At 39.0% G+C, this 24,216-nt stretch carries 34 protein-coding genes; 13 read left to right on the top strand and 21 right to left on the bottom strand.

Annotated features, from left to right (window positions below):
- Positions 1–284: 284 nt before the first annotated feature.
- On the bottom strand, positions 285–842 hold the full coding sequence (locus ACXAE4_RS11835) for a thioredoxin family protein (RefSeq protein WP_033580554.1): 558 nt from the start codon (positions 840–842) through the stop codon (positions 285–287).
- Between the two features lie 351 nt (positions 843–1,193).
- Here ACXAE4_RS11835 and ACXAE4_RS11830 point away from each other — a divergent pair, with 351 nt between their 5' ends.
- The 3 genes from ACXAE4_RS11830 to ACXAE4_RS11820 all read left to right on the top strand — a co-directional run bounded on the left by ACXAE4_RS11830 (position 1,194) and on the right by ACXAE4_RS11820 (position 3,529).
- Positions 1,194–1,325, top strand: coding sequence for a hypothetical protein (locus ACXAE4_RS11830; protein ID WP_013057845.1), 132 nt, complete (start codon positions 1,194–1,196; stop codon positions 1,323–1,325).
- Positions 1,326–1,668: 343 nt separating this feature from the next.
- On the top strand, positions 1,669–2,802 hold the full coding sequence (locus ACXAE4_RS11825) for a processed acidic surface protein (protein ID WP_289578022.1): 1,134 nt from the start codon (positions 1,669–1,671) through the stop codon (positions 2,800–2,802).
- A 1-nt stretch (position 2,803) separates the two neighbouring features.
- Entirely contained in the window at positions 2,804–3,529 is a 726-nt protein-coding gene (locus tag ACXAE4_RS11820; protein ID WP_028414436.1) for a class D sortase, read from the top strand.
- Between the two features lie 29 nt (positions 3,530–3,558).
- On the opposite strand, the gene ACXAE4_RS11815 is transcribed toward ACXAE4_RS11820, so the two are convergent.
- Positions 3,559–4,350, bottom strand: a complete 792-nt coding sequence (locus ACXAE4_RS11815; protein WP_028414437.1) for a sulfite exporter TauE/SafE family protein — start codon at positions 4,348–4,350, stop codon at positions 3,559–3,561.
- A 312-nt stretch (positions 4,351–4,662) separates the two neighbouring features.
- Between ACXAE4_RS11815 and ACXAE4_RS11810 the strand changes: the two genes are divergently transcribed.
- Entirely contained in the window at positions 4,663–5,232 is a 570-nt protein-coding gene (locus ACXAE4_RS11810; protein WP_013083913.1) for a GNAT family N-acetyltransferase, read from the top strand.
- A 191-nt stretch (positions 5,233–5,423) separates the two neighbouring features.
- Positions 5,424–5,639, top strand: a complete 216-nt coding sequence (locus tag ACXAE4_RS11805; RefSeq protein ID WP_165573214.1) for a hypothetical protein — start codon at positions 5,424–5,426, stop codon at positions 5,637–5,639.
- Here the strand turns inward: ACXAE4_RS11805 and ACXAE4_RS11800 are convergent.
- Positions 5,632–6,456 (bottom strand): 5'-nucleotidase, lipoprotein e(P4) family, encoded by an 825-nt coding sequence (locus ACXAE4_RS11800; RefSeq protein ID WP_028414438.1) that lies wholly within the window; start codon positions 6,454–6,456, stop codon positions 5,632–5,634. The two genes, ACXAE4_RS11805 and ACXAE4_RS11800, sit on opposite strands and share 8 nt — an antisense overlap.
- A 417-nt stretch (positions 6,457–6,873) precedes the next feature.
- Between ACXAE4_RS11800 and ACXAE4_RS11795 the strand changes: the two genes are divergently transcribed.
- On the top strand, positions 6,874–7,506 hold the full coding sequence (locus tag ACXAE4_RS11795) for a YitT family protein (RefSeq protein ID WP_028414439.1): 633 nt from the start codon (positions 6,874–6,876) through the stop codon (positions 7,504–7,506).
- A gap of 40 nt (positions 7,507–7,546) precedes the next feature.
- Here the strand turns inward: ACXAE4_RS11795 and ACXAE4_RS11790 are convergent, their stop codons facing one another.
- Positions 7,547–8,545: an NADP-dependent oxidoreductase gene (locus tag ACXAE4_RS11790; RefSeq protein ID WP_014459317.1), complete on the bottom strand. Its 999-nt coding sequence runs from the start codon at positions 8,543–8,545 to the stop codon at positions 7,547–7,549.
- A 128-nt stretch (positions 8,546–8,673) separates the two neighbouring features.
- Between ACXAE4_RS11790 and ACXAE4_RS11785 the strand changes: the two genes are divergently transcribed.
- The gene (locus ACXAE4_RS11785; protein WP_028414440.1) at positions 8,674–8,901 is read left to right on the top strand and encodes a hypothetical protein; all 228 of its coding nucleotides are present in this window, start codon (positions 8,674–8,676) and stop codon (positions 8,899–8,901) included.
- Positions 8,902–8,989: 88 nt separating this feature from the next.
- Here the strand turns inward: ACXAE4_RS11785 and ACXAE4_RS11780 are convergent, their stop codons facing one another.
- The gene (locus tag ACXAE4_RS11780) at positions 8,990–9,424 is read right to left on the bottom strand and encodes a hypothetical protein (RefSeq protein ID WP_028414441.1); all 435 of its coding nucleotides are present in this window, start codon (positions 9,422–9,424) and stop codon (positions 8,990–8,992) included.
- Between the two features lie 251 nt (positions 9,425–9,675).
- Here ACXAE4_RS11780 and ACXAE4_RS11775 point away from each other — a divergent pair, with 251 nt between their 5' ends.
- Positions 9,676–10,134 (top strand): GyrI-like domain-containing protein, encoded by a 459-nt coding sequence (locus ACXAE4_RS11775; RefSeq protein WP_028414442.1) that lies wholly within the window; start codon positions 9,676–9,678, stop codon positions 10,132–10,134.
- Positions 10,135–10,162: 28 nt separating this feature from the next.
- Here the strand turns inward: ACXAE4_RS11775 and ACXAE4_RS11770 are convergent, their stop codons facing one another.
- Together ACXAE4_RS11770 and ACXAE4_RS11765 are read right to left on the bottom strand one after the other, a co-directional pair.
- Complete coding sequence (locus tag ACXAE4_RS11770; RefSeq protein WP_028414443.1) at positions 10,163–10,636, bottom strand: hypothetical protein; 474 nt, start codon at positions 10,634–10,636, stop codon at positions 10,163–10,165.
- A gap of 98 nt (positions 10,637–10,734) precedes the next feature.
- Positions 10,735–10,860 (bottom strand): hypothetical protein, encoded by a 126-nt coding sequence (locus ACXAE4_RS11765; RefSeq protein WP_016764808.1) that lies wholly within the window; start codon positions 10,858–10,860, stop codon positions 10,735–10,737.
- Positions 10,861–11,163: 303 nt separating this feature from the next.
- Between ACXAE4_RS11765 and ACXAE4_RS11760 the strand changes: the two genes are divergently transcribed.
- A complete protein-coding gene (locus ACXAE4_RS11760; protein WP_016764809.1) occupies positions 11,164–12,048 on the top strand; it encodes a YitT family protein in 885 nt (294 codons plus the stop codon).
- A 38-nt stretch (positions 12,049–12,086) separates the two neighbouring features.
- Here the strand turns inward: ACXAE4_RS11760 and ACXAE4_RS11755 are convergent, their stop codons facing one another.
- The 9 genes from ACXAE4_RS11755 to ACXAE4_RS11715 form a co-directional block, all read right to left on the bottom strand.
- Positions 12,087–12,845, bottom strand: a complete 759-nt coding sequence (locus tag ACXAE4_RS11755) for a cytochrome c oxidase assembly protein (protein ID WP_028414444.1) — start codon at positions 12,843–12,845, stop codon at positions 12,087–12,089.
- Positions 12,838–13,320, bottom strand: coding sequence for a DUF2243 domain-containing protein (locus ACXAE4_RS11750; RefSeq protein WP_047750497.1), 483 nt, complete (start codon positions 13,318–13,320; stop codon positions 12,838–12,840). The genes ACXAE4_RS11755 and ACXAE4_RS11750 overlap by 8 nt, the downstream gene beginning before the upstream one ends.
- A gap of 1,068 nt (positions 13,321–14,388) precedes the next feature.
- Positions 14,389–14,799, bottom strand: coding sequence for a disulfide oxidoreductase (locus tag ACXAE4_RS11745; protein WP_028414446.1), 411 nt, complete (start codon positions 14,797–14,799; stop codon positions 14,389–14,391).
- The gene (locus ACXAE4_RS11740) at positions 14,799–15,506 is read right to left on the bottom strand and encodes a DsbA family protein (RefSeq protein WP_098112343.1); all 708 of its coding nucleotides are present in this window, start codon (positions 15,504–15,506) and stop codon (positions 14,799–14,801) included. The genes ACXAE4_RS11745 and ACXAE4_RS11740 overlap by 1 nt, the downstream gene beginning before the upstream one ends.
- Positions 15,507–15,542: 36 nt before the next feature.
- Positions 15,543–16,394: a M56 family metallopeptidase gene (locus tag ACXAE4_RS11735; protein ID WP_028414448.1), complete on the bottom strand. Its 852-nt coding sequence runs from the start codon at positions 16,392–16,394 to the stop codon at positions 15,543–15,545.
- Between the two features lie 3 nt (positions 16,395–16,397).
- Positions 16,398–16,811 (bottom strand): BlaI/MecI/CopY family transcriptional regulator, encoded by a 414-nt coding sequence (locus ACXAE4_RS11730; RefSeq protein ID WP_028414449.1) that lies wholly within the window; start codon positions 16,809–16,811, stop codon positions 16,398–16,400.
- An 84-nt stretch (positions 16,812–16,895) separates the two neighbouring features.
- Positions 16,896–17,033, bottom strand: a complete 138-nt coding sequence (locus tag ACXAE4_RS11725; RefSeq protein WP_028414450.1) for a YvrJ family protein — start codon at positions 17,031–17,033, stop codon at positions 16,896–16,898.
- A gap of 55 nt (positions 17,034–17,088) precedes the next feature.
- A complete protein-coding gene (locus ACXAE4_RS11720; protein WP_013057867.1) occupies positions 17,089–17,301 on the bottom strand; it encodes a DUF2922 domain-containing protein in 213 nt (70 codons plus the stop codon).
- Between the two features lie 15 nt (positions 17,302–17,316).
- A complete protein-coding gene (locus ACXAE4_RS11715) occupies positions 17,317–17,535 on the bottom strand; it encodes a DUF1659 domain-containing protein (protein ID WP_013057868.1) in 219 nt (72 codons plus the stop codon).
- A gap of 118 nt (positions 17,536–17,653) precedes the next feature.
- On the opposite strand from ACXAE4_RS11715, the gene ACXAE4_RS11710 reads away from it, so the two are divergent.
- Positions 17,654–18,097, top strand: a complete 444-nt coding sequence (locus ACXAE4_RS11710) for a hypothetical protein (RefSeq protein ID WP_028414451.1) — start codon at positions 17,654–17,656, stop codon at positions 18,095–18,097.
- A gap of 39 nt (positions 18,098–18,136) precedes the next feature.
- On the opposite strand, the gene ACXAE4_RS11705 is transcribed toward ACXAE4_RS11710, so the two are convergent.
- Together ACXAE4_RS11705 and ACXAE4_RS11700 are read right to left on the bottom strand one after the other, a co-directional pair.
- Positions 18,137–18,283, bottom strand: coding sequence for a hypothetical protein (locus ACXAE4_RS11705; RefSeq protein WP_165351766.1), 147 nt, complete (start codon positions 18,281–18,283; stop codon positions 18,137–18,139).
- A 157-nt stretch (positions 18,284–18,440) separates the two neighbouring features.
- Entirely contained in the window at positions 18,441–19,763 is a 1,323-nt protein-coding gene (locus ACXAE4_RS11700) for an AlbA family DNA-binding domain-containing protein (RefSeq protein WP_028414452.1), read from the bottom strand.
- Between the two features lie 149 nt (positions 19,764–19,912).
- On the opposite strand from ACXAE4_RS11700, the gene ACXAE4_RS11695 reads away from it, so the two are divergent.
- Entirely contained in the window at positions 19,913–20,467 is a 555-nt protein-coding gene (locus tag ACXAE4_RS11695; RefSeq protein WP_099331132.1) for an HAD-IIIA family hydrolase, read from the top strand.
- On the opposite strand, the gene ACXAE4_RS11690 is transcribed toward ACXAE4_RS11695, so the two are convergent.
- Positions 20,418–20,993, bottom strand: coding sequence for a poly-gamma-glutamate hydrolase family protein (locus ACXAE4_RS11690; RefSeq protein WP_099331133.1), 576 nt, complete (start codon positions 20,991–20,993; stop codon positions 20,418–20,420). The genes ACXAE4_RS11695 and ACXAE4_RS11690 overlap by 50 nt on opposite strands.
- A gap of 237 nt (positions 20,994–21,230) precedes the next feature.
- Between ACXAE4_RS11690 and ACXAE4_RS11685 the strand changes: the two genes are divergently transcribed.
- Complete coding sequence (locus ACXAE4_RS11685) at positions 21,231–21,764, top strand: TetR/AcrR family transcriptional regulator (protein ID WP_034328103.1); 534 nt, start codon at positions 21,231–21,233, stop codon at positions 21,762–21,764.
- Positions 21,761–22,087 (top strand): DMT family transporter, encoded by a 327-nt coding sequence (locus ACXAE4_RS11680; protein WP_013057875.1) that lies wholly within the window; start codon positions 21,761–21,763, stop codon positions 22,085–22,087. Before ACXAE4_RS11685 ends, ACXAE4_RS11680 begins: the two co-directional genes overlap by 4 nt.
- Before the next feature lie 97 nt (positions 22,088–22,184).
- Here the strand turns inward: ACXAE4_RS11680 and ACXAE4_RS11675 are convergent, their stop codons facing one another.
- Positions 22,185–23,762, bottom strand: a complete 1,578-nt coding sequence (locus ACXAE4_RS11675) for a peptide chain release factor 3 (protein ID WP_028414456.1) — start codon at positions 23,760–23,762, stop codon at positions 22,185–22,187.
- 242 nt (positions 23,763–24,004) lie between these two features.
- Positions 24,005–24,202 (bottom strand): cold-shock protein CspD, encoded by a 198-nt coding sequence (gene cspD / locus ACXAE4_RS11670; protein ID WP_013057877.1) that lies wholly within the window; start codon positions 24,200–24,202, stop codon positions 24,005–24,007.
- Between the last annotated feature and the right edge of the window lie 14 nt (positions 24,203–24,216).

Below are 24,216 nucleotides of genomic sequence, written 5' to 3'. Positions count from 1 at the left end.
CTTAAAAGTACTAACCAAAAGCTTTTACATTCATTCACGCGTCCCCCTTCTTCATTTATTATTTGCTATTATATCATCATCAAGTTAAAAAAGTACGCGTTTTGAATAAAAAATATTTTTATTTTTAGAATTTTTTGCGTTTTACCAATTAAAAGTACGCGTTCTGAACACTAACATTTATAAAAACAGCCTTTTCATTAAAGTGATATACAAACGATTTTGCTGCAATAACCAGAAAAAAAGCAGGGTAAAATGAAGCGCTCATTTTACCCTGCTTTTTTAAATTATTTTACAACAGCTAACACTGTTTCTTTGAAGCTGTTATAAACATACGACCAGAGAGCCGGTTCTTCTTTATATCTTGTTCGTAACGCAGAAAAGACTTCTTTTTGCTTTTCTTCAAACGAAGGATCTTCTTTTGAAGGAAGTTCGGCGCGAAGCTCATCCACGATTTGCTGAACTTCAGGAGCACGAGGACCCCATTTACCTAGTAAATTTCCTTCATTATTAAAAATTAAAATAATCGGAATAGCACGGCCGCCGTTTGTTAAGTGACGATCAATTAATTCGGTGTCCGCATCGCGCAGTGCAACACGCACATCGATACCGGCAGCTTCAGCTACTTTACGAATGATTGGGTTAATCATCATCGCATCTCCGCACCAATCTTCAGTAATCGCTAAGAAGTGAAGATTGTGAGCTTTTAATTTGTCAGCCAGTCCATCTTTAGGAAGCTGAAATTGTTCATAAACAGCTAAACTTTCCTCTTTTAATGTACTCATGTCGTTCATATATGTTTGAATTGATTTTCCTTCTTCAAAATACTGCTGTTCTGTTTTCATCAAGATCCCTCTTTCTTTTTTGTATACGAATAGATGAGATATCCAATCTCGTTTTCGTCTTTTCTATACGCACTACTAGTATAGCTTTTAAGCACCATGAATCAAAATATAAAAGTCTGCGTGCTCATTTTGATCATGTTTTTTTATTCTGCGACGGAATTCATAAAACTTCAATTTAAAAACAGCACATTGAGATGTTATAAAAAAAGAGAATGGGGTACATGTACACTATCAATGTAACAAATTTTAAATCTTTGTGAATATTTGAGAATGTTTATTGTGTAACCGTCATCTTTTGATTATGATAATGATATGTTAGCTACTTGACTAAATATGGAGGATGAGGCGAATATGAATCAATCCCCGCATGAAAAGCGAAAAAAACGCAAACAGTTTGTAGAACGTTTAAGACTAAAAGGAATCAAAATAGAGCTGACAAAACCGCGCTCTCACTTTTCTTCACTATCCTTACTAAAATCATAACTCGTAGCCACCTTTTTCTAAAGCGGAACGGTATCGAATTTCAACTATCTATGCTAATGCTTACATATCATTTCAAAAAGAACAGCTTCTAAGTGCTGTTCTTTTTTGATGTTTCTTTATATTTCTGCTTTGTCAAAAAAATTATAAACCTTTTTCTTTATTTTCCCCTTTTTTCTACCTAGGTCTTTCCGCTCCCTTCCATATGGTATTCTCAAAATATATAGTTCTATAAATACCTTAAATTACCACTATATTCAAGGTATATATAATATAAGTATATATTGTAAATTTATAACTCTTACTATATAATCTTGTAGAAAACGTAAAAAAAAGGAGAAAATTGATGAAAAAACTGGGGACAATTTTATTATCATTTCTGCTGTTTGTTGGCGTATTTCCAACGTCTTCATTCGCAGCCGCGTCAACATTTGACGCAGACTTCAACAAATATTTAAAATCGGTAAGCCAAACGCGAGGTTTTGAAGTAACCAAAGACGACGTTGAATATTCACTTTCACTGTATGACGATAGTCTTGAAAACTACGATACAATCGCAGATTTAGAAGATTTGTTAGGTGAACCGATTGCAGCTGACTTACATAACGTGCAAGATGTGTATGCAGATTTTGACTTAGACAAAACAAGCTTAAATGCGTTATTAAAAGAGAACGGCCAAAGCTTAGACGATTATGTGTACCTAGATGATTTATACGATGATGTCGGCTTCTATCTAGAAGGCGATGACTGGTATGAAGATGATGAGTCATATGACGAAGAAGACACTTCTTACGATGATGAATTAAGTGAAGAAGATTTAAGCGGCTTACTATCATTTATGCAGTCTGAATTAGGCTTAACTTCAGAAGAGTTAAATCGAATTGAAGCACATTTTACATCGTTAGAAGATGAGCTTTCAAATGAAGCAACGCTTAACCGCTTAGATCAATTAGGCGAGCGCTTAGCGGCATTCGAAGATTTTGATACAGCAACAGAATTATCTGCTGATCAAATCGCTGAATTAATGTCTATTTATAAAGAAATGCTAACAATCTTCCATTTAGACGCTAAATTTTCACTTGTACAAGGTGGAAATGAAAGATCGCTTTCTCTTACTGATTTAATCAACTTAGAAGAATTAAAAAATGCAAGTCTAAAAATTTCTCTTTATACAACAGACGGTAAATTTTTAGCAGACATGGTGATCACAGGCGATATGTTTAATTCTGATATCATCACAGACACAGGAAAAGAAGTAGAAAAATCTGCTGAAGCTGTAGCAAAACCAGCTCAAGCGCAAAAACCAGCAGTGGAAAAGAAACAAGAACCGGAGAAGCAACAAACGAACAGCGCTGTACAAAAAACCGTTAAAGGCGGAAAACTTCCGGAAACGGCTTCTAATTATGTAACAAATACATTAATTGGATTAGTGCTTGTAGCAGCTGGCTTTGTTCTTTTCCGCAAAGTGAGACGCGCATAAAATGGAACCAAGAAAAACAAGAAGAACAATCAATCGTAAAAAGCGGTTGATTGTTCTTTCCCTTTTAGCCGCTGTTATCTGCTTTGGTCTTTGGTTTACAACAACAAACGCCTATAAATTTGCAAGAGGCTATTTGGCATTTAAAACAATGGATACAGAAGAACCAGCCGCAGCTTCAGTCTCTAAAAGCAAGGACTCATCAACAGCAGACTCTTCTGCTGAAGCTTCTTCTGTTGAACCCAAAAAAGCGGTACACTCTCGTACTGCTAGCTCAGAAAAAAAGCCAAAAGTGTCAAATGTGTCTTATCCGAAACAGCCAAAAATCGGTGATTTAATGGGAGAACTATATATTCCTAAATTAAACGCGAAGCTGCCAATTTATCACGGTACGAACGAAGATGAATTAGAAAAAGGCGTCGGTCATTTTGCGGGAAGCGTGCTGCCTGGTCAAAACGACAATTCTGTTCTATCAGGACATCGCGATACGGTTTTTCGTAAGCTTGGCGACGTGGGTGAAGGCGATTCGCTTGTGGTAAGTACAGCAGCAGGCACCTTCACATACAAAGTAAACAAAGTACGAATTGTGGATGCGGATGACCGGACCGTTATTGTGCCAAAACCTAGAGCCACTTTAACCGTCAGCACCTGTTATCCATTTAACTACGTTGGTTCAGCACCTGAACGCTATATTTTAGTCGCTCACCTTGTTGCATCAACAACAAAATAAAAAAGCTGCCCTTAAAGAGGCAGCTTTTTTTAATGAATAGATTTCATTAGTAAATCAAACCATATTTTCAACGAAGTCGCCGTAATAACGACTGCTAAGATCACTTGCAGCGACGCTACCTTCGTCTTTTGCCCGACAAAAGCGCCAATCGGAGCTGCTAGTAAGCTTGCTCCAATAATCATAAGCGCCGGAAGCAAAAGAACTTGATGCGTCATCACTTTACCGAATGTTGTTCCCATAGACGAAATAAACGTCACGGCTAATGAGCTTGCAATCGTTACGCGCACGGGAATTTTTAACACAGTAATCATAATAGGCACGAGTAAAAATGCGCCTCCTGCTCCGACAATCCCCCCGCAAATTCCAACTAAAAACGCCAGGGCTGCTGCCAATGGTTTTGAAAACGTCACTTCGAATGAATCGGCCGCTGGATTATTTTTTTTGGGCATAAACATTAATCCTGCAGCAATTGTTGCCATCACGCCGTAAATGAAATTAATCATTCCTTCTGAAAACGAGTTTGATAGCGTCGAACCAATGAGACTGCCAACTAAGACGCTGATACCCATATATAAAATTAACGGTTTATTCAAATAGCCGCCCTTTTTGTAAGCAAGAGCTCCTGAAACAGACGCAAACAGCGACTGTACGGCTCCTATACCAGCTACTTCGTGTGCGCTGAACATTCCCACTCCTACAAGAGGCGGAACAAATAGCAACAGCGGGTACAAAACAACTGACCCTCCAATTCCAAGCATACCTGCTAAAAATGACCCGAAAAACCCGAGTGCAAATACCGTTATTAATAGTTGTACATCCATGTTTTTACCACCTGCTTTTATCAATCCAATATCATGTTTGTTAGAAAGTATGTATACATACAACGCCTTATCTCTTCTTCCATTGTATCACTGTATATGGTTCTTTTCTGTAAAAATATTGATAAAAGTGCTTTCAATTATTAATTTTTTTAATCATTAAAATCCTATCGACTTTATGCGTTATTTACGTTTAGCCTAAACTTCCTCGTTCTCCCTTCTATTACTTGTGGTAGAATAAAGAAAAACTAGATGTTAGAACTGCCTACACGCTACGCTTATCTCAGCAGGCCCATCATCACAGGAGGCTTTCGTATGTTTGAATACAAAATTGATGACGAAGTTAGTTTGCATTTAATTGAATCAACTGACGCTTTCCCCTTGCTTTCTCTTATTAACGAGTCAAGACCTTACCTAAAAGAATGGCTCCCATGGGTAGATAGCATGCAAAGTATTGCTGACTATGATGAACTCATCCCTGAATGGAGAGCTCAATACTATAATAACCAAGGGTTCCAGGCGATCATTCGGTACTACGGAGAAATCGCCGGAATGATTGGTTTCCACGGAATTAATTGGGGAAATAAAAGTACAAGTCTCGGCTATTGGATTGGACATGATTTCCAAGGAAAAGGCATTATGACAAGAGCCGTACACGGATGCCTGAATTATGCATTTAATACGTTAAACCTTCATCGAGTCGAAATACGCTGCGGCGTTAATAATGAAAAAAGCAAAGCCATCCCTACGCGTCTAGGTTTTACGGAAGAAGGCATTTGCAGAGAAGGTGAATATCTATATGATCACTACCACGATCTTGTAATTTATGGCATGTTAAAACACGAGTGGAAGCAAGCTCCTTATGCTCCGTGGCTTCTTTCTTAAAAAGTAGAATCATTTGGACAAGCTATCGTTTAAATAGGGTATAGTAAAAAGATTAAAAGAAGCTGGGACAACAATATGTGAGTTGAAGAGAAATCCGAACGAGGTTGATTCTTAATGAAGAATCAACCTCGTTCGGATTTTTTATTGTGATGCTGAACACAGGTTTCATTCAATGCAGGTGATACCAGCTGTTGATTGGAGGGCAAGACGAAGACTCCTGCGGGAAAAGCGGAATAGATGAGACCCCGCAGGAGAGAAGCGACGAGGAGGCTCATCGGCCGCCCGCGGAAAGCGAAGTCTTGTACGGAAATCAACAGCGGTGTAACAAGCGGTTCAGCTCATGTATCCAATTTGTTCGCCTTTTGATTGGAGCGATTTCGTTATGTTTCAACCTATTTTTTAATTAAAATATTGAAGCTGTTCGCGGCGAAGCTTATCTTTTTGTTTGTCCGAAATTGAGTAGTCGTAGTTATAAATAGCTCCTTCCCAATCTCCATACATTGGATTTGGAAACACAATTAGCTTTTGACCAAATGCTTCTTTTTGTTCTTCTACAAGCTTATTTCGATCGTTCATCGACTTTTTATCAAAGCCGCTAAAATCAGATAAGTTATCACCAAACAGCAGGACTACATTATGATTCGTCGCTACTTTTTGACGGCGCGTTTCTTTTCCTTCGTCTTTTGGACCCGTCAACAGCACATGGTCTTTGGTTGCTTGAGGAATATGTAAATTCTTTAGGTTTTTAATTGTTGCCTCAAGCTGAGAAGTTGTACGGCCTGAAATGTAGTAAATATCTACACCTTTTTGATCTGCATACGTCAAGAAATCGACAGCACCTGGCACTGCTTTCGCTTTTGCTGCTTGCACCCATTCATCCCACTTATAAGGGAATCCTTTACCCGTTTTGATGGCTGAAGCTTGAAATGGGCTATTATCAAGCACGGTCTCATCTAAATCCAAAATAATGGCAGGCTTTTTATCGGTACTTTTTGCAAGCGCCTCATCTAAACGAAGCTTCCCTGTATTATAGCCTTGGTAATACAAAGCTTTCATTTCGCCGGATGTCTGGTACCAAGCGTCCGCCATAATTTGCTGATCAGCTAGATTTTGAACGGGTTCTTTTTTCTCAGCAGAAACCTCTTTTTCCTGCTGAGGGGCACATGCTGTAAGCGAAAAAGCAAGTACAGCCACACCTGTCAACGCTGATAATTTCTTATTCATTTTGCATCCACTTCCATCTCTACATATTTTCATGCTAATAATGTTATATATTACCTCAATCAAACAAAAAATCAACACAAATACGAATAATATTTTAATTAATAATTAAAATAGTTCGTTTTAACTGATATTCCTTCCCTTTTTTTGACCATTATCCAAATATTTGTTTATACATTTTCCAAAATCCGTTTTTCTCATTCTTTCTTTTTAATCTTTTTTTAGAAACATATCGGCTTATCACTCATTTGCTCCAGAAGAACTCAATAAATCTGAATTATCTAACTTTTTATCTTGTGTTAGATTCTCTCACAAAAGTGCTTTTTTTTGAAAAGATATATAGTAAAATAGATTTTGTGAATTAAAAGACGGTGTTTTCTATCGAAAGTATTGTATAAATATACAAAAGGGGATGGAGATATGAATCACGTAAAACAATGGGGATGGATTACCTTTGGCTGCTTATGCGTTGCCATCGGAATTCAATTTTTAACCGCTTCTAACCTCGTTATTGGCGGAACGGCAGGACTTGGCATTGTGCTGCAGCATTTAACCGGTATTTCATTTGGGGTATTGTTCTTTATCATCAATCTACCGTTTTATTTTATGGCTCTTACACAAATTGGACTGCAGTTTACGATAAAAAGCTTCATCAGCGTTAGCTTGATGTCAGTGATGTCCGATTTATTAGCTGCCAACTTTTCATTTGCACTTCCGCATCCGCTTGTAGCCGCGGTTATGGGCGGCATTATCGTCGGCATTGGACTAATCTTTTTGTTTCGTCACGGCTCTTCTCTTGGCGGAATCAACATGCTATGCGTGTTTCTTGATAAGAGATTTGGCATTAATCCAGGTAAAACAATGCTTTTGACAGATGTGTTGATTGTAGGCTCTGCAACAGTGGTATTCGGCGTAGTTCAAGTTCTTTATTCGTTAATTGGTATTTTTATCATGACAGGACTGCTTGGACGCTATCACAAACGCTCGCCAATCGAACGAACTGGTGAACATATTGAAGAAGAAGCCAAGCAACAAACGGCTTCAACCATGTAAAAAAACCGTGCGGAAATGATCCCGCACGGTTTTTTTACGCTTATTCTGCTACTTTTACAAGCTGTTTTCCTAAGTTTGCTCCTTCGAATAACCCAAGGAACGCTTCAGGTACATTTTCAAAACCTTCTACAACGTTTTCGCTGTACTTGATTTTCCCTTGCTGCACCCATTCGCCTAACTGCTTAATGCCTTCAGGGAATTTGTCAGCATAGTCGGCTACGATAAACCCTTTCATTAGCGCACTGTTAATTAATAAAGGTGTTTGAACACGTGGTCCAACATCTTGTTTTTCTAAGTTATACAGTGAAATTTGGCCGCAAAGTGGAATGCGCGCAAATTTATTTAATAAGCTAACAACTGCATCTGAAATCTCTCCGCCGACGTTTTCAAAGTAAACGTCAACACCATTAGGACACGCTTCTTCTAACGCTTCTTTCACATTTCCTTTTTTATAATTAATCACTTCATCAAATCCGAGCTCATCTTTTAAATAAGCAATTTTATCTTCAGAACCTGCGATGCCGACAACACGTGCGCCTTTAATTTTAGCGATTTGACCAACAACAGATCCAACAGCACCTGCTGCACCGGAAACGACTACTGTTTCGCCTTCTTTTGGCTGACCGATTTCAAGCAGTCCAAAATAAGCTGTGAGACCAGGCATACCAAGAACGCCGATAGCCGTTGTAATTGGCGCTAGCTCTGGATCAACTTTCTGTAAGTTTTTTGCTTCTGCGGCTGAATAGCGTTTCCAAGGAAGCATACCTGTCACGATATCGCCTTCTTTAAAGCGATCTGATTTTGATTCCGTTACGCGTGCTACAATGCCGCCTGCAAGCGGTGCGTTTAGCTCAAATGGAGGAACATATGATTTTGTATCGTTCATGCGTCCTCTCATATACGGATCAACAGAAAGGTAAAGTGTTTGAACAAGTACCTCGCCTTCTTTCGCTGTAGGCATTTCAATTTTTTCGTATTTAAACGTATCTTTTGTTGGCATTCCCTTTGGGCGTTCTGCTAATAAAATTTGTTCATTCATCGATATCGCTCCTTTTTATTTCTCTGTTTTTTGTAAAATGTGCTAAACTTACCTTTGTTATTTTAAATTATATATTGTGCACAACGCAAAAAATATGATTGTGCAATAACACCGAAGGAGAAAAAGACATGGAGCTAATTCGCTGTAAAGAAAATGTTGTTAAAAAACTAAACGAGTTTGTTCAAGTAACTCCCCCCGTTATTTTGTTTAAAAAAGGCAATATGTATCCGATTAAAATGGATATCAACTATAACTGGATTGCCACGGATGAACAAGGTCATGAGCATATTGTCGCTTCAAACACAAAGAATGTGCAGGACGACTACTGGTTTAGCTACCATTTTGACTTATATTAAGGAGTTTCCCGGATTTACTCTTCGTAAACGTTATATAAATAAAGTGTTGCATCAGTAAAAAAACAGCGCCAGAATTCTGGCGCTGTTTTTATGTAGTAATCGCAATTGCACGGGTAGTCGTTTGAACGGTCACCCCAGTTGAAGACCGGACAAAAAATTCCATTCTGACTGAGTACGTGTATGTACCAATTGATGCTACTGTATCTACCCATGTAAAAGAAAGAGCATTTTGCTGAGTAAATGATAGTGTTAGAACGGCTGCAGCTCCTTGCTGTAAATTCTGTGAAAACAAAAGCTGAGAATTTCTATATACTCTAAGTGTTACCCCGTATTGATAGCTAGTTAATCCAAGAGGAATGTTTGCTTCAATTGTAGCAAACCCATCTATTTTCATCTTCTGATTGTTTTTTTTCGTCTCAGCATTTACTGTTAAAATGCTCGTTTCAGAACCGTAAGTCAACGACTGCACGCTTTGAGACTGCGATGAAAATATATTCAGCTGGCTTTGAATTACGTCTCCCATTACTTTCCCTCCTCTTAGTTATATGAAATATATGGTAATAAAGTATATACTTACCTTTTGATTTACATGACTAAGAGTTCAAAGACCTCCGTCAACCAGCTTGCTAAAACTATTTCTTAATTCACAAAAGCTGGCTACTGTAATGTTCCATTTTCTGCATCGATATCTACTTAAGATTATGTTACAATCACGGTAAAGTAATTTATGATTGATAGAATAAAAGCTAGAGCTTGAAAAATTCGAGGTGGATTATGCAAGGTAAAGTTGTATATAAAGAAGGATTTTCAGTGATAGGCATAGCAAAAAACGGAGAGTATCAAAAAGAGAATCTTTTGAAGCAAATACTTAAAGAAAAAGAAATGATTAGCTCTTCAAAAGAACCTTATATGGTTACAGGCATTTGCATGGCTCCGAAAAAAGAAAATTATTTTTATATTGCAGGGACAGAAGTGGCTGATACGGCTTGTATTCCAAACGGTATGAGCGTTCATACGTTTCCTTCGTTTACATACCTGCAGTTTAAACACAGAGGTCCCATTACATCGCTTGGGTCGACGTATAACAGCATCTGGAATGAATGGCTGCCGAACTCTTCTTACAGCATGATTGAAGGTCCTGCTCTTGAAATTGTAAATACAGCTATACACGGCAATTTATATAGTGATACATATGAAATGGATATTTATATTCCCATAAAGCTTGGACATTAAAAAAGGTGAACTTACGTTCACCTTTTTCCTATTTTTGCAGCTGTTTATATAAATGATAAAGAGTAAAAACGCACTCTGGATGCCGCTCTTTATGGTTAAAAAAGCCATGGGGAAACATGAGTGAAAGATTCCCTTTTTCAATTCCGGTTACATACTTGTTTTCCATAAGCGGATATTCTTTCACAACCCAGCGCGCTTCATCAATCGTAGACGTAACCACTTCACCAAAGTATACGCCCATACACTCTTCGAATTCTTCTTTTGTCATCGAAAAATAGTCAAAACAATTGCTGTCTTCTAGATCATAGTAAAGAAGCTCTAATATTTTCAAACTTTCATCTGTAAAATCAACGGTGAATTCAGCTACCGCTTTGCTTATTTCATGAATATGATTCATGCACTGTTCGCGCACTTGATGATAGTAATAGCTAGCTTCAAACTGATGTTCACACGTCACTAGCGATTCTCCGTATGATGTTGTTAGATCATGATGCTTGCTCATGCTGACACCTCCACGCTAAGCTTATGGAGCAAGTATAACATTAACCAAGCTACTATTGAGCATCTTCCATTAACAACCTATCCGCGGCAATATTAGGTTCACTTTTTACTCATTATTCTGCCGTACACAAATCCTCCGCTAACAAGAAGAATACCGCTAATTAATACGCTGCTTAAAAAGATTTGCGAGTGCATCAAGTGATTATACATCATCCACACGCTCATTTCGTCATCTCCTTTTGGCCTTTTTTAACTAGTATCCCCGATTTTCTTGCCGCACATGCCGGCATTTTCATCATTTTTTCATCAAGCCTCTATATAGTTAAAGCCGTGAAGCCAATTATCTTTTTTCATCGTTTTACTCTTTAAAAAGCCTGCTTATGACTCTAAAGCAGGCTTTTTTTTATAGAGTGAAATAAGTAATTAAGCCGTCTATCCCCACTAATTGTGCATAGTAAGGTATAATTAAAGATAGTTTCACTTTTCTAAAGTGAGAAATACATAGGAGACATCAAAGGAGACATGCAAATGACAGAACTCGAAAAAGCGAAAATTCAGCACCGAAAGCTGTCCAAGGGACAGGTATTTGGTAGGGCTATCGCCATTGCGATCGGTGCCCTGCTCATGGCCACAGGACTTGAAATCTTCCTTGTTCCAAACCACGTTGTCGACGGAGGAATTACCGGTATTTCCATCATGCTTTCGCATATTACCGGCGTAAATCTAGGAATCTTTCTTTTTGTACTAAATCTTCCGTTTGTATTTATCGGGTACAAGCAAATGGGAAAAACATTTGCCCTTTCCACTATTTTTGGCATACTGGTTGTATCCATCTTAACTTCTATGTTTCATGATGTCCCCGCGTTTACCGCAGACGTTCTCCTTGCTACCGTTTTTGGAGGGATTATTCTCGGAATTGGAATTGGACTCGTAATTCGCTACGGCGGAGCGCTTGACGGTACGGAGATACTTGCTATTTTAATCAGTAAAAAAATTCCGTTTTCTGTAGGAGAAATTGTAATGTTTTTCAACTTCTTCATTTTAGGAGCAGCGGGATTTGTGTTCACCTGGGACCGCGCCATGTATTCTATCCTTGCGTACATCATTGCGGCTAAAGCCATTGATACAGTTGTAGAAGGATTGGAAGAATCAAAATCAGCTTGGATTATTAGTGATCATTCTGATGACATCGGCGATGCGATTAATGCGCGTCTAGGTAGAGGCGTTACCTATTTGCACGGTGAAGGTGCTTATACGGGCGATGATAAAAAAGTGATTTTCTGCATCATTACGCGCCTTGAAGAATCAAAGCTAAAAACCATTGTTGAAGATTTTGACCCTACTGCCTTTTTAGCCGTTGCAGATATTACCGAAGTCCGCGGCGGACGCTTTAAAAAACGAAACATTCACTAAAAAAAACGCGCAGAAAGCATGATGCTTTCTGCGCGTTTTTATGTAAAAGAGACTTTTTGAACCCGCTTAAACCATTCATAACAAAGAAGTACAATTAAACATAAGTCGATTAAATCGCCTCCGTAATACATCAGCATAGCCCCTTGCTGCGCCTCTTCTGCCGAGACGTGCATAGGCGGGTGAGCGTACACATATTTTGATAAAATACCGTGGGCGGCAAGAGCAAGAACCAATACGAACGCTCGGTACGTAAAAGTTTTTTGATGCGGCGAAGGATCAATTGAAATCATCGATACGGTGAATAAATAGCCGGCTAAAAATACGTGAATATGTACAGCGACATGCACGAAAAAAGAGTGATGCATCATGCCATACAGACTTGTTGTATAAAGAATCCAAAGTCCTCCTACGTTAAGAACAGAAGCTGTCACCGGACTGCTGATGAACCGAACAAACCGTCCTTTTAAAAGTTTTGACACCTTTCTGGCTGCATGAACCGGAAGCGTGCGAAGCAGCAGTGTAAAAGGTGCTCCTAACGCCATTAAAAGCGGAGCTAACATACCTAAAAGCAAATGCCCCGTCATATGCGCGGTAAAGTCCATATGAGCACGAGCTGCGAGCGGTCCTGCTACAGAAGATATGGCGCATAAAATACCAAGTGTCCAGCTGGACGTCCTATATAATGACCATTTTCTATACGTTGCATTTGAAGACGTTACAGCCCACACGTATAAAAAAAAGGCAGCGACAAAAGGCAGGGCTAATAAAAGCTGAGATATTACTTTATATTTAATCATGATGTGCACCTTGTTTACGTGTAAACCATGTTAACATGATGCCAATAAGCAGCATCAAACATGCAAGTACATTCCACGTAATGTCGTAAGGTGCAATCTTCACTCCGTACCGAATTTGGTGAAGGCCCATAAGCTTATGTTGCACGGTCCCGTCATAAAGCTGAAACGCCCCGGCTCCAAGCAATACTCCTCCTATCCACCTTTTCACCCACCAGCCGCCCCGGCGCCTTAGATCTGCCACCATAAAAAGTGATGCAATTGTAGCGAACCAGCTGAATGCATGAAACAAACCGTCTGACACTAAACCAGCGGCCGTTGTGGACTTATCATAAAAATGATGCCAATGAAGCAGCTGATGAAACACTGCTTCATCAATAAAAGCAACTAACCCTACGCCAAACAAAAAGCCTGACCAGCTATTTCGAGCGCGGTGAACCACGCGCTGATTTGCAGTTGCTTCGTGCTTCTTTTCCATATATATCCCTCCCTGCCAGTTCTTTAAGTTTATATCGATTCTAATGAACGTATACCCTATTAAAGAGAAATGAATCTATAATATGGAAAAATAGGAGCTATATCCTAATCTCGTTTTCACTATCTTTTCACCATAAAGGTATAGGATAGTATTTGCGAAGCCAATTAGCATATTTTTTCATAGTTTTACTCCCTTTCTAATGACCTGTTTCCCCAAAGCAGGTCTTTTTTATATCCCGCTTCTCTTTTCACCATTTTTTCACCATAAAGGTATAGGATAGTACTTGCGAAGCCAATTAGCATATTTTTTTCATAGTTTTACTCCTTTTGAAGACCTGCTTCCCCAGAGCAGGTCTTTTTTTATATCCAGTTTCTTTTTTCATCATTTTTTCACCATAAAGGTATAAGATAGTACTTGCGAAGCCAATTAGCATATTTTTTCATAGTTTTACTCCCTTTCTAATGACCTGTTTCCCCAAAACAGGTCTTTTTTTATATCCAGTTTCTTTTTTCATCATTTTTTCACCATAAAGGTATAAGATAGTACTTGCGAAGCCAATTAGCATATTTTTTCATAGTTTTACTCCCTTTGAAGACCTGTTTCCCCAGAGCAGGTCTTTTTTTATATCCAGTTTCTTTTTTCATCATTTTTTCACCATAAAGGTATAAGATAGTACTTGCGAAGCCAATTAGCATATTTTTTCATAGTTTTACTCCCTTTCTAATGACCTGTTTCCCCAAAACAGGTCTTTTTTTATTTTTTCTAAAAGCTTCCATCTTTTCACCGTTTTTTCACTTTTCTTTTGTATACTAAGTTTGTCAAAGCAATTTCATCATTTTTCATAAATGACCCCTATTTATTCCCCGCTTTTTGTGAGCGGGGCTTTTTTTATAAGAAAAGCATATTTTTTAAAAAAGCTTTTCTCTTTTCACCGTTTTTTCACTTTTCTTTTATATACTGTTCTTGTCAAAACAATTTCATCATTTTTCATAGATGTACCCTATTTGCACCCGCTTCTTGTAAGCGGGACTTTTTTTGTTTTCAGATAAAAAAAGCTTAACCCGGAGGTTAAGCTTTTTTCATCTGCTTGCGAAGAACAAGCATCATAATCGTAATAATGGTAAACGCAATAAACGCTAAAAAAGGAATGGTGATAAATCCAAGCCAGTTAATATATTGACCTGAGCAAGGAACACCGCTTGTACACGTTTCAAATGCTTTAAGAGCCGGTATCTTCTGCAGGCAATAATGATAGCCTGAAAGCGCCATACCAATCACCGAAAACGGCAGGACGTATTTGTAGATGAACGTATCATTCCGATACACGGCTACACCTAACACAATCGCGAGCGGATACATTAAAATTCGCTGATACCAGCAAAGTTCACACGGGATAAAGTGAAGAACTTCACTAAACGTTAAGCTTCCAAGCATCGCGATAAGCGCTGTAATCCACCCGAAAACTAAAGACTTGTTCATTATTTGTTCTCCTTAGCCGCATCTTTGACCATTTGATCAAAGTCATCGATTGTTTTTCCTTCGAATTTTTTGCCGCCTACATAAATGGTTGGTGTACCTGTAATGCCTAAGTCATTGGCTGTCTTCATATCTTGATCAAACGCATCTTTTCCTTTTTCATCTTTAAATGCACTCGCTACTTTTTTTGCATCGGCATCGCTAGATACTTCTTTCAGCGTATCTTCTAAGTAAGATTCCGTTAAGACATCTTTCTTTTCGTCCGCTGCGTTTTGCTTTTTATAAAGAAGTTCATGGAATTTCCAAAATGTATCGTTTCCAAGCTCTTTGTATACCGTCTCGGCAAACTCTGCTGCACGAGAAGAGTCGTTGTTGATAAATGCATAGTTCATAAAGTAGAATTTGACTTTACCTGTATCTACATAATCTTTTTGAATCAGCGGGAAAAAGGATTCCGTGAAGTTTTTACAAGCCGGGCATTTGTAGTCTCCAAACTCTACCACTTCTACCGGAGCTGACTCTTTTCCAAGATACGGCTGATTATCATATGTAAGAGCGGCCTTTTCATCTCCTCCGCCCTTTGACATATTCGAAAGGACGATTAACCCTAAAATACAGACCGCAATAATTCCAATCACCCAAAAAATCCACTTGCTCGAGGACGTTTGCTGATTGGGCGTTACTTTTTTCTTTTTCTTTGCTTTTGACACAATCTCATCTCCTTCTTTTCTTTCTCTCTTACAAACTTACAAAGCTGTTAGAGCTGTAAAAATCAGCGCACACAAAATAAAAAACACGTATAGCGACGTCAGCGTTAAAATAACAGGAGGCTGCATCGGCATTTTCGTTTCCGGATTTAAAATATATTGAATGCGATAATTAACCGACGTATCAGCAAACGATACGTGCGCACACGAGAGACTTGTCTGTCCCGTTTTCACCATTTTTAAAAGCGCGCTGCCGATGTGAGCAGGCGTGCCATTTTTCACAATGGCATCTTGATCAGCCAGCACTTCACGCATAACTTTGAAGCGTTTATGGCTCCATTTAATAAATGGAATATACCATAATGCAGAAGCAAGCGTACTTAGTAAAAACGTTTTGAGCGGGTCTTTGTTTGCAACGTGCGACTGCTCGTGATAAATAACGGCTTCGAGTTCATTTTCATCAAGCACCGACAGCAACCCTGTAGACAGGACGATATGCGGTGTAAACAGCCCCATCGTTAAGGCAATGGGCTGATCTGTTGTTAAGACCGTTAAATCCTTTCCGTACGCTTTTTGCAGGTCAGCCGTTGTTGTTTCATCTCGCAGCTTCGTAATCATTTTACGGACTTTCCGCATTTGAATCACTTGCTTTACAGCTTTAATGAACAGTACAAACATCGTGTGAAAAATAACGGCATTCAGCATGTATTCAATAAAAAACAAGCCGAAAAAGTGGGCTACTTTGTTACAAAGTAAAATTAAGTTAAACGATAAATTCCATCCAAACAGCAAATGCAGCACATACATCCCCATTTGCATAAGCAACGTCACGGCAATAAAAAAGCACAGGTTAAAAATAAGCTTAGAACGCTTTAGTATTCCTTGATTCATTGATTATTCATCCTTTTTTAACTGTTTGACTTTTGATTCGAGCATGCTTAGCAGTGAATCATCCACTTCTTCTAGCGCATCAAGCATATGAGTAACAGCAAGCGAGCCAAATTCATCGATCAATTCGTGCGTTAACTCTTTCGACTGAGCGTCGATAAATTCCTCTTTAGAAAGAATCGGCTGATACATCGACGTACGTCCTTTTAAACGCTTTTGCAACACGCCTTTTTCCACCAATCGATTCATAACGGTCATAACGGTGTTGAAGTTAACTGTTTTTTCTTTCTCAAGCACGTGCTGCACGTCTTTAATGGACATTTCACTTCCGTTCCATAAAGCCGTCATAATTTTTGCTTCAAGCGGGCCAAAAAAGCGATTAAGGCCGGTTTCGTTAAATTTGAATTTTTCAATTTTCATATTCGACACCTCACACTACTAATTGTAGTGTGAGGTGTCAAATCCGTCAACTTTTCCATGACAACCGCCTTACAATTGTCATAATCACTTTTTTACTTCATCGGTTAAATGCTGAATGGACAGCACAACTGTATCGAGCTTGGCTTCGATTCGGTGAAGTAAATAAAGCGTCACCACAATAGGAAACCCAACGTCTGAAACAAGCGTAAACCACTCTGCCATCTTCCTCTCTCCTTTTAAAAAAGCCCTTCGCACCGAAGTGGAAGGACTTTCATTTTTAAATCGTAAATTCGGTTACATTTCGCTCGACAATTTGGGCGCCTTTTCTGGCAACGAGCGCTCCGCCGCTTGAAGTAAAGACATCGCTTGCGATCAGCGCGTTCATTGCTGCTGTGATGGCTGCTGCGTCTAACGTATCTTTTGGTGATTCAATCGATAGGCTTACTGCTTTTTGTGACTCATTCAAAAACTGCATCGTTAAAGTTTTCATACTCTACCTCTTTTCTTATTTTAAAAGTGAAAACGTGACAACTTCGTTGATTTCAACAAGCGGCAGCGACTGCAGGCTGGCGATGGTTTCGCTTGCTGTAATGAGCGCATCTGCAGAACTTCCGGGCTGAATGTTCATATAGGATTTTGTCTTTAAATCGGGTTTTCCATCCTCTTTTATTCCTTGTTCTAATACTAAGCGAAGCTGGCTTGAATGCTGAATTTTTTCTGCCATCTTTTATTCCCCCTTTCACTTTATATATAGAAATGGAAATAGGAAAGAGGGATGATGGAAACATAAAAATTTTTGGTTTATAATGGGAGATAGTCTGAGTTAGAAAGAGGCTTTGGTAATGAGAAAGTGGAGCTTTTTATTTTTTGTTCTAGCATTCATGCATCCAGCTTCAGCACTTGCTGATGACGGTGCAGATGAAAAAAAGCTTGGTCCGTTTTACTACACGGTTTCTCATGATTATAGTCGAGAAAAATGGGATGTAGGGGTGTTAAATCAGCAAGACAAAACGAACATTCCTGAGACTGATTTGAACGATGAAACGCTAAAACTGTTTCAAAGCACGGTTGATGATTTAGCAGAGCTCGCGATTCGATTTGCTGCTATGAGCGTACTGCTTGTATGTTCACTCGTTGTTTTTACGTACTTTCGCATTCAAAAAAAACGCCCTTTTCTCCGCTTGTTTTTTATTTTTTCAAGCGTTGGCTTTCTATTTTGCGTCTATACATCATTGGAGTTATTTAAAAAAACTGAACAAGCAAAATCTTTATTTTACTTACTATGACTTGAAACCCAAAAAAAACCAGCCGATTGGCTGGTTTTTTCATGCATTTCTTACGGTTATGTAGTTCTGTTCATACGTCATTTCTTCCGTTTGCTTTTGCTGCTCCAAATGATAATAAGCAGCGCATACTCCTCCTAGACCAGCAAGTGCTAGGACAATTAGAAGTATGGATGTCGCTTTTTTCATTACTTTTTCTCCCCTTATGTTTAACCCTACCTAGCAACGGCAGCTGTAAAAAAGAGTCCCCTTTCTCTTCTTTACTTGCTCATTACTTACGAAAGATATTATCATACTTTTTTTCATTTTTGTCATTTTTTTAGCTATTGTCAAAAAATTGTATATTTTATACTCGGTTTAACGAATGTTTAAGAAAGTCCATGGACTGGTTTTTTGAAAGGCCAAACGCCGTTACGATATAATCAACGTAGGCAAGAAGCTCGACGTTTCCCCCTAGTTTTGTTGTTTTAAATGATTGATTAAACCGATACTGCTTTTTATCTGAAAAGACGAGCCCTTCTTCTTCTAGAAATGTTTGAAACTGCTGATGCGGAAAGTAAAGCACATCATTTCGAACGTTCTCTAAATCAATTACAATAATCATGTCTTCAAGCTCAGTTTTTAATTCCATCATACAATCGATGTATCCGCCGATGCAGCTGATTAAAGATGTAAGAAAAAAGGGTCCGTTTATATATTGAAACTGCTCAAAAATCGTCTCATCAATGTAGCTTGAAATGCTGGATTTCAGCACGTCATGAATTTGTTTTGGTTCTTCCATATACGGAATAGGAATGTGAAACTTAGCTGATCCGTTATAAAACTGCTCCCACGCAATTGTTTTATCATATGCATCAATTACATCTGTGCTTCGAAAAATGATGGATTCCGCTGAATAAGAAGCTTTGACAAACGGTGTATGCAGCATCACCGTACTCTCATCGTCCAAACGATAGTGTTTTGGTTCGCTAGACTTGCTTAAAATATATTGCTTTAACCGTTCTTCTTCCATTTGTTCGATTAAATGCAAATCATATAGTGGCAGCACGTACATATTACACATCCCGTAATGAATATAGCTTTTCCCGTGCATCGGCCACTTTCTGTTATAGATAGACAGTTCTTTTGTGCAAAATTCCTCTATTCGCTGCGTTTGATCCTCCGATTTTTGATAAAGACGATCTAAATGATAGCGATCATCGATTTCCGTAACCGGAGATGTGCCGCTTCCAATTCTTCTGTAAATTTTCCCGTAAGACATGTACGGAGGGTTCGGACCTTCGGGAATCCAAATAACAAAAACACCTTGCCCGGGGTGATCTTCAGGTGATAAAAAGCGCGTAACGATACGAGGAATGGGATTGGTGACATCTTTCAGCATATTATTAATAAACAGCTCATATTCCTTGCGCTCGAGCAGGTTAATGGAATGGTCGTCTTCATCTACGCCAAAAATAAGCCACCCTCCTTTTTCATTGGCAAACGAAGCGATGATATTTGGGATTTTCCGTTTGACCGTTGAGCTTACTTCGCGCTTGAACTCAAGCTGATAGCCTTCTTCTAAATGTTTTTCCATCATGCGCTGCACATCTGAAAACTCAATTTCTCCAATTGTTTTTTTCTTTCCTTCTTCGCTTATAAATGGTGAATAAAACGATTCTTCGTTCACTTGTCTTCCCCCTCCTCACCACTTCTATTTAACTTATCCATATGATGAGAAGTAAAAAGACAGTCATATTTCTTTGATTTTTTTCAAAAAACAAAATTTTTACCAAATTCATCCTGTTTTATATTATGATAGAAAACGAGGTGAATAACATGATTGAAGCAATATTTTTAGACCGAGACGGAACGATTGGAGGCAGTAATGACATTCAATATCCAGGTGATTTTCAGCTGTTCCCCCAAGCAAAGCAAGCGATTAAAGACATAAAAAAACAAAACATTCCGCTGTTTTCCTTTACGAATCAGCCCGATGTTGCAAAAGGAAAGGTAAATAAATCACAGTTTATCTCTGAACTTTTAGCTTTTGGATTTGATGATGTTTACCTTTGTCCTCATGAAGATTCAGACGCCTGTTCGTGCCGCAAACCAAACCCCGGCATGCTGTTAAAAGCAGCGGAGGAGCACAGCTTAAATTTGGCTAACTGCATCGTGATTGGCGACCGGTGGAAAGACCTAGTAGCGGCCAGTGCAGCAGGCGCTCACTGCATTTTAGTGTTAACAGGAGCCGGGCATGACACGTTACATAAACGAGGAAAATGGGCTGATGTACAACCAGCCTTTATTGCAGCCAATATACAGGAAGCTGTTCAATTTATCTTTACATCACTGAGTTCACAGCCGATACTATCGCATTCACATACTCGTTGAACAGCTGCTCATCCTGTAATAATTGTTCATACTGCGGAGTGGTGATTTCAAGCTGCAGTCCTTTATGCCGCTGATTGTCGTTGGCGATATTTCGAGGTGAAACGCCTTTTAAATGTACGGGCGTTTCACTGATCGGAAAATTCGAAAGTGCTTGACGCACCGCTTTTTCTAACTTTTCGTCTCTTCCTCCAATATAAGTTGTGCAGACATCGCTATAGGCACCGTGAAGAGAAATGGTGACCTCTGATTTTTTCACAAGATGACGGGCCATTTCTTCATCGTAGTTTGCAGACGTAACATGTAATTCAAACGGATTTTCTGTTTTCAGCGTTTTAAATACGTACACCGTTGCGTTCAGCTTTTCTGCTATTTTTTCCGCTACTTCTCCTGTCCCAATTTCCATCGTTCCTCCGTGAATCGCAAGCACGACAATTTCTCTCCGGCGAATGACACACTCTATTTCGTAATCAATTCCCGCTCGTTCACACTGAGATAATTCTTGAAAACTTTGATACACATCCCTCATCTGTTTCTTCACACCTTTCTTTTATCTTTCATATACCCAGGCTTTAATTTTCCTTTTTCTTCATATAGTAAAAGTAGTAAAGGGATTAACCCTTTGTTTACGCGTTCATTTTTGTTTTTATACTTTATATTTTAGTGTGCACAAAAATTTTTTTTGAAATTCGAAATAAAAGTATTGCCAAACAAACCGTCCAGACGGTAAAGTATTCTAGGGAAAATCAAAAAGGAGGAAATTCATGTGTCTACATATGATGATATATTGCTTGCGGCCACTCAGGTTGTACAGCGTGACGGCGTTGGAAATTTAACGCTCGAAAAAGTAGCAAAAGAAGCCGGTGTTAGTAAAGGCGGCTTGTTGTACCACTTCTCATCAAAAGATGAATTGATTCAGCAAATGCTGTACTCAGTCACAAAGCAATATGATGACGGGCTACACGTGCAAATTGAACATGATGATGCTCCTGGCAAATGGAGCCGGGCTTATCTCGCTGAGACGCTTCATGACCTTCAGCGTGAACAAGCGATGAGCGCAGGGTTGCTTGCAGGTATTGCAACGAATCCTGAACTTCTGCAGCACCTTCAAACACACTATGAAAAGTGGCAGCAGCATATTGAACAAGACGGCATTGACCCTGTCCTTGCTACCATCGTGCGCTTAGCAGCCGATGGATTATGGTTCAGCCAAATGTTTGGGCTCGCACCCGTGGATCCAGACATGCAAAAACAGATTCAACAACAACTTCGGAAATTAACAGAGGAGGGTTTTCGATGAAAGCCTATTTATTTTTAGCAATTGCAATTAGTTCAGAATTATTTGGTACATCTATGTTAAAAGCATCAAACGGATTTACAAAATTTTGGCCTAGTCTTGGTGTTTTATTAGGATTTGGTCTTGCTTTCTATGCGCTTTCCACATCACTTCAGCACATTCCACTCAGCGTTGCATACGCCATTTGGTCTGGTGTAGGAACTGCTGTGACAGCTGTAATTGGCGTAGTCATTTGGAAAGAAAGCGGCAGTCTTACGATGGTATTTGGCATCGTATTAATCATTGCAGGAGTCATTCTTTTAAATTTAAAATCAGTGGCTCATTAAAAAAAGAGCCAGTAAATACTGACTCTTAAGCAAAGGAGGAAAATCGACTGTCTACTTATGAAAGTAGTATGTATCGTTTTCCTTTTTTTATACTCTTTTATAGATTAAACGGATCTAGGAATTTAACAGATGGATATTTGTCCTGGAACAAACGCCATACAAAATCGTTTTCAAACATAAGAACAGCATGCTTATCACGATCTTCTACTAGCATCACGCGAGAATCTAGCATGCGATCTTCAATTGTTGCTTTGTCTACCCATTTTGCAATGTTGTGAGACATGCGTGTGAATTCAAGATCGACATTGTACTCACCTTTCATACGATGTTCAAATACTTGGAACTGAAGTTCACCGACTGCTCCTAAAATATAATCTCCAAAGAACGGCGTACGGTAAAGCTGTACCGCCCCTTCTTGTACAAGCTGATTAATCCCTTTTTCAAAGTGCTTGGATTTCATTGCGTTTTTCGCACGAACTTTTACAAACAGTTCAGGCGGGAACTTTGGAAGAGCATCAAATTCGAATACTTTTCCTTCTCCTACAATTGTGTCCCCGATTTGATACGTGCCTGAATCATATAAACCAATGATATCTCCAGGATACGCTGTGTCTACTGTTTCACGGCTTGACGCCAGGAACTGATGAGACTGCGCTAGCTTCATTTTACGGTTTGTTCTTGCTAACGTCACGTTCATTCCACGCTCGAATTTCCCTGAACATACGCGTACGAACGCAATGCGGTCGCGGTGAGCTGGGTTCATGTTCGCTTGAATTTTAAAGATGAAACCTGAGAAGTTTTCATCCGTAGGCTGAACGGTGCCATTCGTTGATTCACGAGGCTGCGGCGGTGATGTTAATTGTAAAAATGAATTAAAGAAAGACTGTACACCAAAGTTTGCAATCGCACTTCCGAAGAAAACAGGTGTTAATAGACCTTGCTTTACTTTTTCAATTGAAAAATCATTACCTGCTTCGTCTAATAGAGATAAATCATCCACTAAGCCTGGTAAATACATTTCATCGACGTGCTTTTTAATTTCATCGTCGATATTTTCACCGTCAAAGTCTGCAAAATATGACTCTTTGTTTCCTTGGTATACTTCAATTTGTTTTGAAAAACGGTCATACGTTCCTTGGAATCGTTTCCCCATGCCAATTGGCCACGTTACAGGGTATGATTCAATACCGAGTACATCTTCAATTTCTTCAAGCAGCTCAAGCGGCTCTTTTCCTTCACGGTCTAATTTATTGATAAATGTTAGGATGGGAATACCGCGCATACGACAAACTTTAAAAAGTTTAAGCGTTTGTGCTTCAATCCCTTTTGTTCCGTCAATAACCATGACCGCACTGTCTACAGCCGTTAAGGTACGATACGTATCCTCACTGAAGTCTTCGTGTCCTGGTGTATCCAAGATGTTAATAAAGTGATCTTTATACTCAAACTGCATAACACTTGATGTAACCGAAATTCCACGTTGTTTTTCGATTTCCATCCAGTCAGATGTAGCAAACTTGCCTGATTTTTTTCCTTTAACCGTTCCGGCTGAACGAATCATTCCACCCAGTAACAGCATTTTTTCTGTTAACGTTGTTTTCCCGGCATCCGGGTGAGAAATAATGGCGAATGTACGACGCGAATCGACCATTGTTTCTTGAAGTTGGTTGCTCATACGTTTTAAAATCCTTTCTGCTCTACAATTCCTATTTTCATCATTTCATTATACGCTTTTTTTATACTGTGTGACTAGTTTTTTTCATATTTGAATACTTCTGCAAAATCAAAGAAATCGTCAACAAGGTGTAAAAAGCGAACAAGAAAAGACCCCTTTTATAAAAGGGGCCTTCTCCCAGTTTAGTTTAACGAACGACCAGAGAAACGTTCTGCTGATCGGCTTAAACTTTATAAAAAAAATTACTTTTGAACGTTAGCAGCTTGTGGTCCACGGTTGCCTTCAACGATTTCAAATGTAACTTCTTGACCTTCTTCTAAAGTTTTGAAACCTTCGCCTTGGATAGCAGAGAAGTGTACGAATACATCGTCTTGTCCTTCTACTTCGATGAAACCGAAACCTTTTTCAGCGTTGAACCATTTTACTTTACCTTGTAACATATCTCTTTTCCTCC

The sequence above is a fragment of the Priestia sp. ABM2_011 genome (assembly GCF_056158845.1).
This window is presented reverse-complemented; position numbering and strand designations above follow the sequence as displayed.

Coding starts and splice junctions, on each gene's coding strand:
- ACXAE4_RS11835 (WP_033580554.1), bottom strand. CDS start 842: ATGAAAACAGAACAGCAGTATTTTGAAGAAGGAAAATCAATTCAAACA.
- ACXAE4_RS11830 (WP_013057845.1), top strand. CDS start 1,194: ATGAATCAATCCCCGCATGAAAAGCGAAAAAAACGCAAACAGTTTGTA.
- ACXAE4_RS11825 (WP_289578022.1), top strand. CDS start 1,669: ATGAAAAAACTGGGGACAATTTTATTATCATTTCTGCTGTTTGTTGGC.
- ACXAE4_RS11820 (WP_028414436.1), top strand. CDS start 2,804: ATGGAACCAAGAAAAACAAGAAGAACAATCAATCGTAAAAAGCGGTTG.
- ACXAE4_RS11815 (WP_028414437.1), bottom strand. CDS start 4,350: ATGGATGTACAACTATTAATAACGGTATTTGCACTCGGGTTTTTCGGG.
- ACXAE4_RS11810 (WP_013083913.1), top strand. CDS start 4,663: ATGTTTGAATACAAAATTGATGACGAAGTTAGTTTGCATTTAATTGAA.
- ACXAE4_RS11800 (WP_028414438.1), bottom strand. CDS start 6,456: ATGAATAAGAAATTATCAGCGTTGACAGGTGTGGCTGTACTTGCTTTT.
- ACXAE4_RS11795 (WP_028414439.1), top strand. CDS start 6,874: ATGAATCACGTAAAACAATGGGGATGGATTACCTTTGGCTGCTTATGC.
- ACXAE4_RS11790 (WP_014459317.1), bottom strand. CDS start 8,545: ATGAATGAACAAATTTTATTAGCAGAACGCCCAAAGGGAATGCCAACA.
- ACXAE4_RS11785 (WP_028414440.1), top strand. CDS start 8,674: ATGGAGCTAATTCGCTGTAAAGAAAATGTTGTTAAAAAACTAAACGAG.
- ACXAE4_RS11780 (WP_028414441.1), bottom strand. CDS start 9,424: ATGGGAGACGTAATTCAAAGCCAGCTGAATATATTTTCATCGCAGTCT.
- ACXAE4_RS11775 (WP_028414442.1), top strand. CDS start 9,676: ATGCAAGGTAAAGTTGTATATAAAGAAGGATTTTCAGTGATAGGCATA.
- ACXAE4_RS11770 (WP_028414443.1), bottom strand. CDS start 10,636: ATGAGCAAGCATCATGATCTAACAACATCATACGGAGAATCGCTAGTG.
- ACXAE4_RS11765 (WP_016764808.1), bottom strand. CDS start 10,860: ATGAGCGTGTGGATGATGTATAATCACTTGATGCACTCGCAAATCTTT.
- ACXAE4_RS11760 (WP_016764809.1), top strand. CDS start 11,164: ATGACAGAACTCGAAAAAGCGAAAATTCAGCACCGAAAGCTGTCCAAG.
- ACXAE4_RS11755 (WP_028414444.1), bottom strand. CDS start 12,845: ATGATTAAATATAAAGTAATATCTCAGCTTTTATTAGCCCTGCCTTTT.
- ACXAE4_RS11750 (WP_047750497.1), bottom strand. CDS start 13,320: ATGGAAAAGAAGCACGAAGCAACTGCAAATCAGCGCGTGGTTCACCGC.
- ACXAE4_RS11745 (WP_028414446.1), bottom strand. CDS start 14,799: ATGAACAAGTCTTTAGTTTTCGGGTGGATTACAGCGCTTATCGCGATG.
- ACXAE4_RS11735 (WP_028414448.1), bottom strand. CDS start 16,394: ATGAATCAAGGAATACTAAAGCGTTCTAAGCTTATTTTTAACCTGTGC.
- ACXAE4_RS11730 (WP_028414449.1), bottom strand. CDS start 16,811: ATGAAAATTGAAAAATTCAAATTTAACGAAACCGGCCTTAATCGCTTT.
- ACXAE4_RS11725 (WP_028414450.1), bottom strand. CDS start 17,033: ATGGCAGAGTGGTTTACGCTTGTTTCAGACGTTGGGTTTCCTATTGTG.
- ACXAE4_RS11720 (WP_013057867.1), bottom strand. CDS start 17,301: ATGAAAACTTTAACGATGCAGTTTTTGAATGAGTCACAAAAAGCAGTA.
- ACXAE4_RS11715 (WP_013057868.1), bottom strand. CDS start 17,535: ATGGCAGAAAAAATTCAGCATTCAAGCCAGCTTCGCTTAGTATTAGAA.
- ACXAE4_RS11710 (WP_028414451.1), top strand. CDS start 17,654: ATGAGAAAGTGGAGCTTTTTATTTTTTGTTCTAGCATTCATGCATCCA.
- ACXAE4_RS11705 (WP_165351766.1), bottom strand. CDS start 18,283: ATGAAAAAAGCGACATCCATACTTCTAATTGTCCTAGCACTTGCTGGT.
- ACXAE4_RS11695 (WP_099331132.1), top strand. CDS start 19,913: ATGATTGAAGCAATATTTTTAGACCGAGACGGAACGATTGGAGGCAGT.
- ACXAE4_RS11690 (WP_099331133.1), bottom strand. CDS start 20,993: ATGAGGGATGTGTATCAAAGTTTTCAAGAATTATCTCAGTGTGAACGA.
- ACXAE4_RS11680 (WP_013057875.1), top strand. CDS start 21,761: ATGAAAGCCTATTTATTTTTAGCAATTGCAATTAGTTCAGAATTATTT.
- ACXAE4_RS11675 (WP_028414456.1), bottom strand. CDS start 23,762: ATGAGCAACCAACTTCAAGAAACAATGGTCGATTCGCGTCGTACATTC.
- cspD (WP_013057877.1), bottom strand. CDS start 24,202: ATGTTACAAGGTAAAGTAAAATGGTTCAACGCTGAAAAAGGTTTCGGT.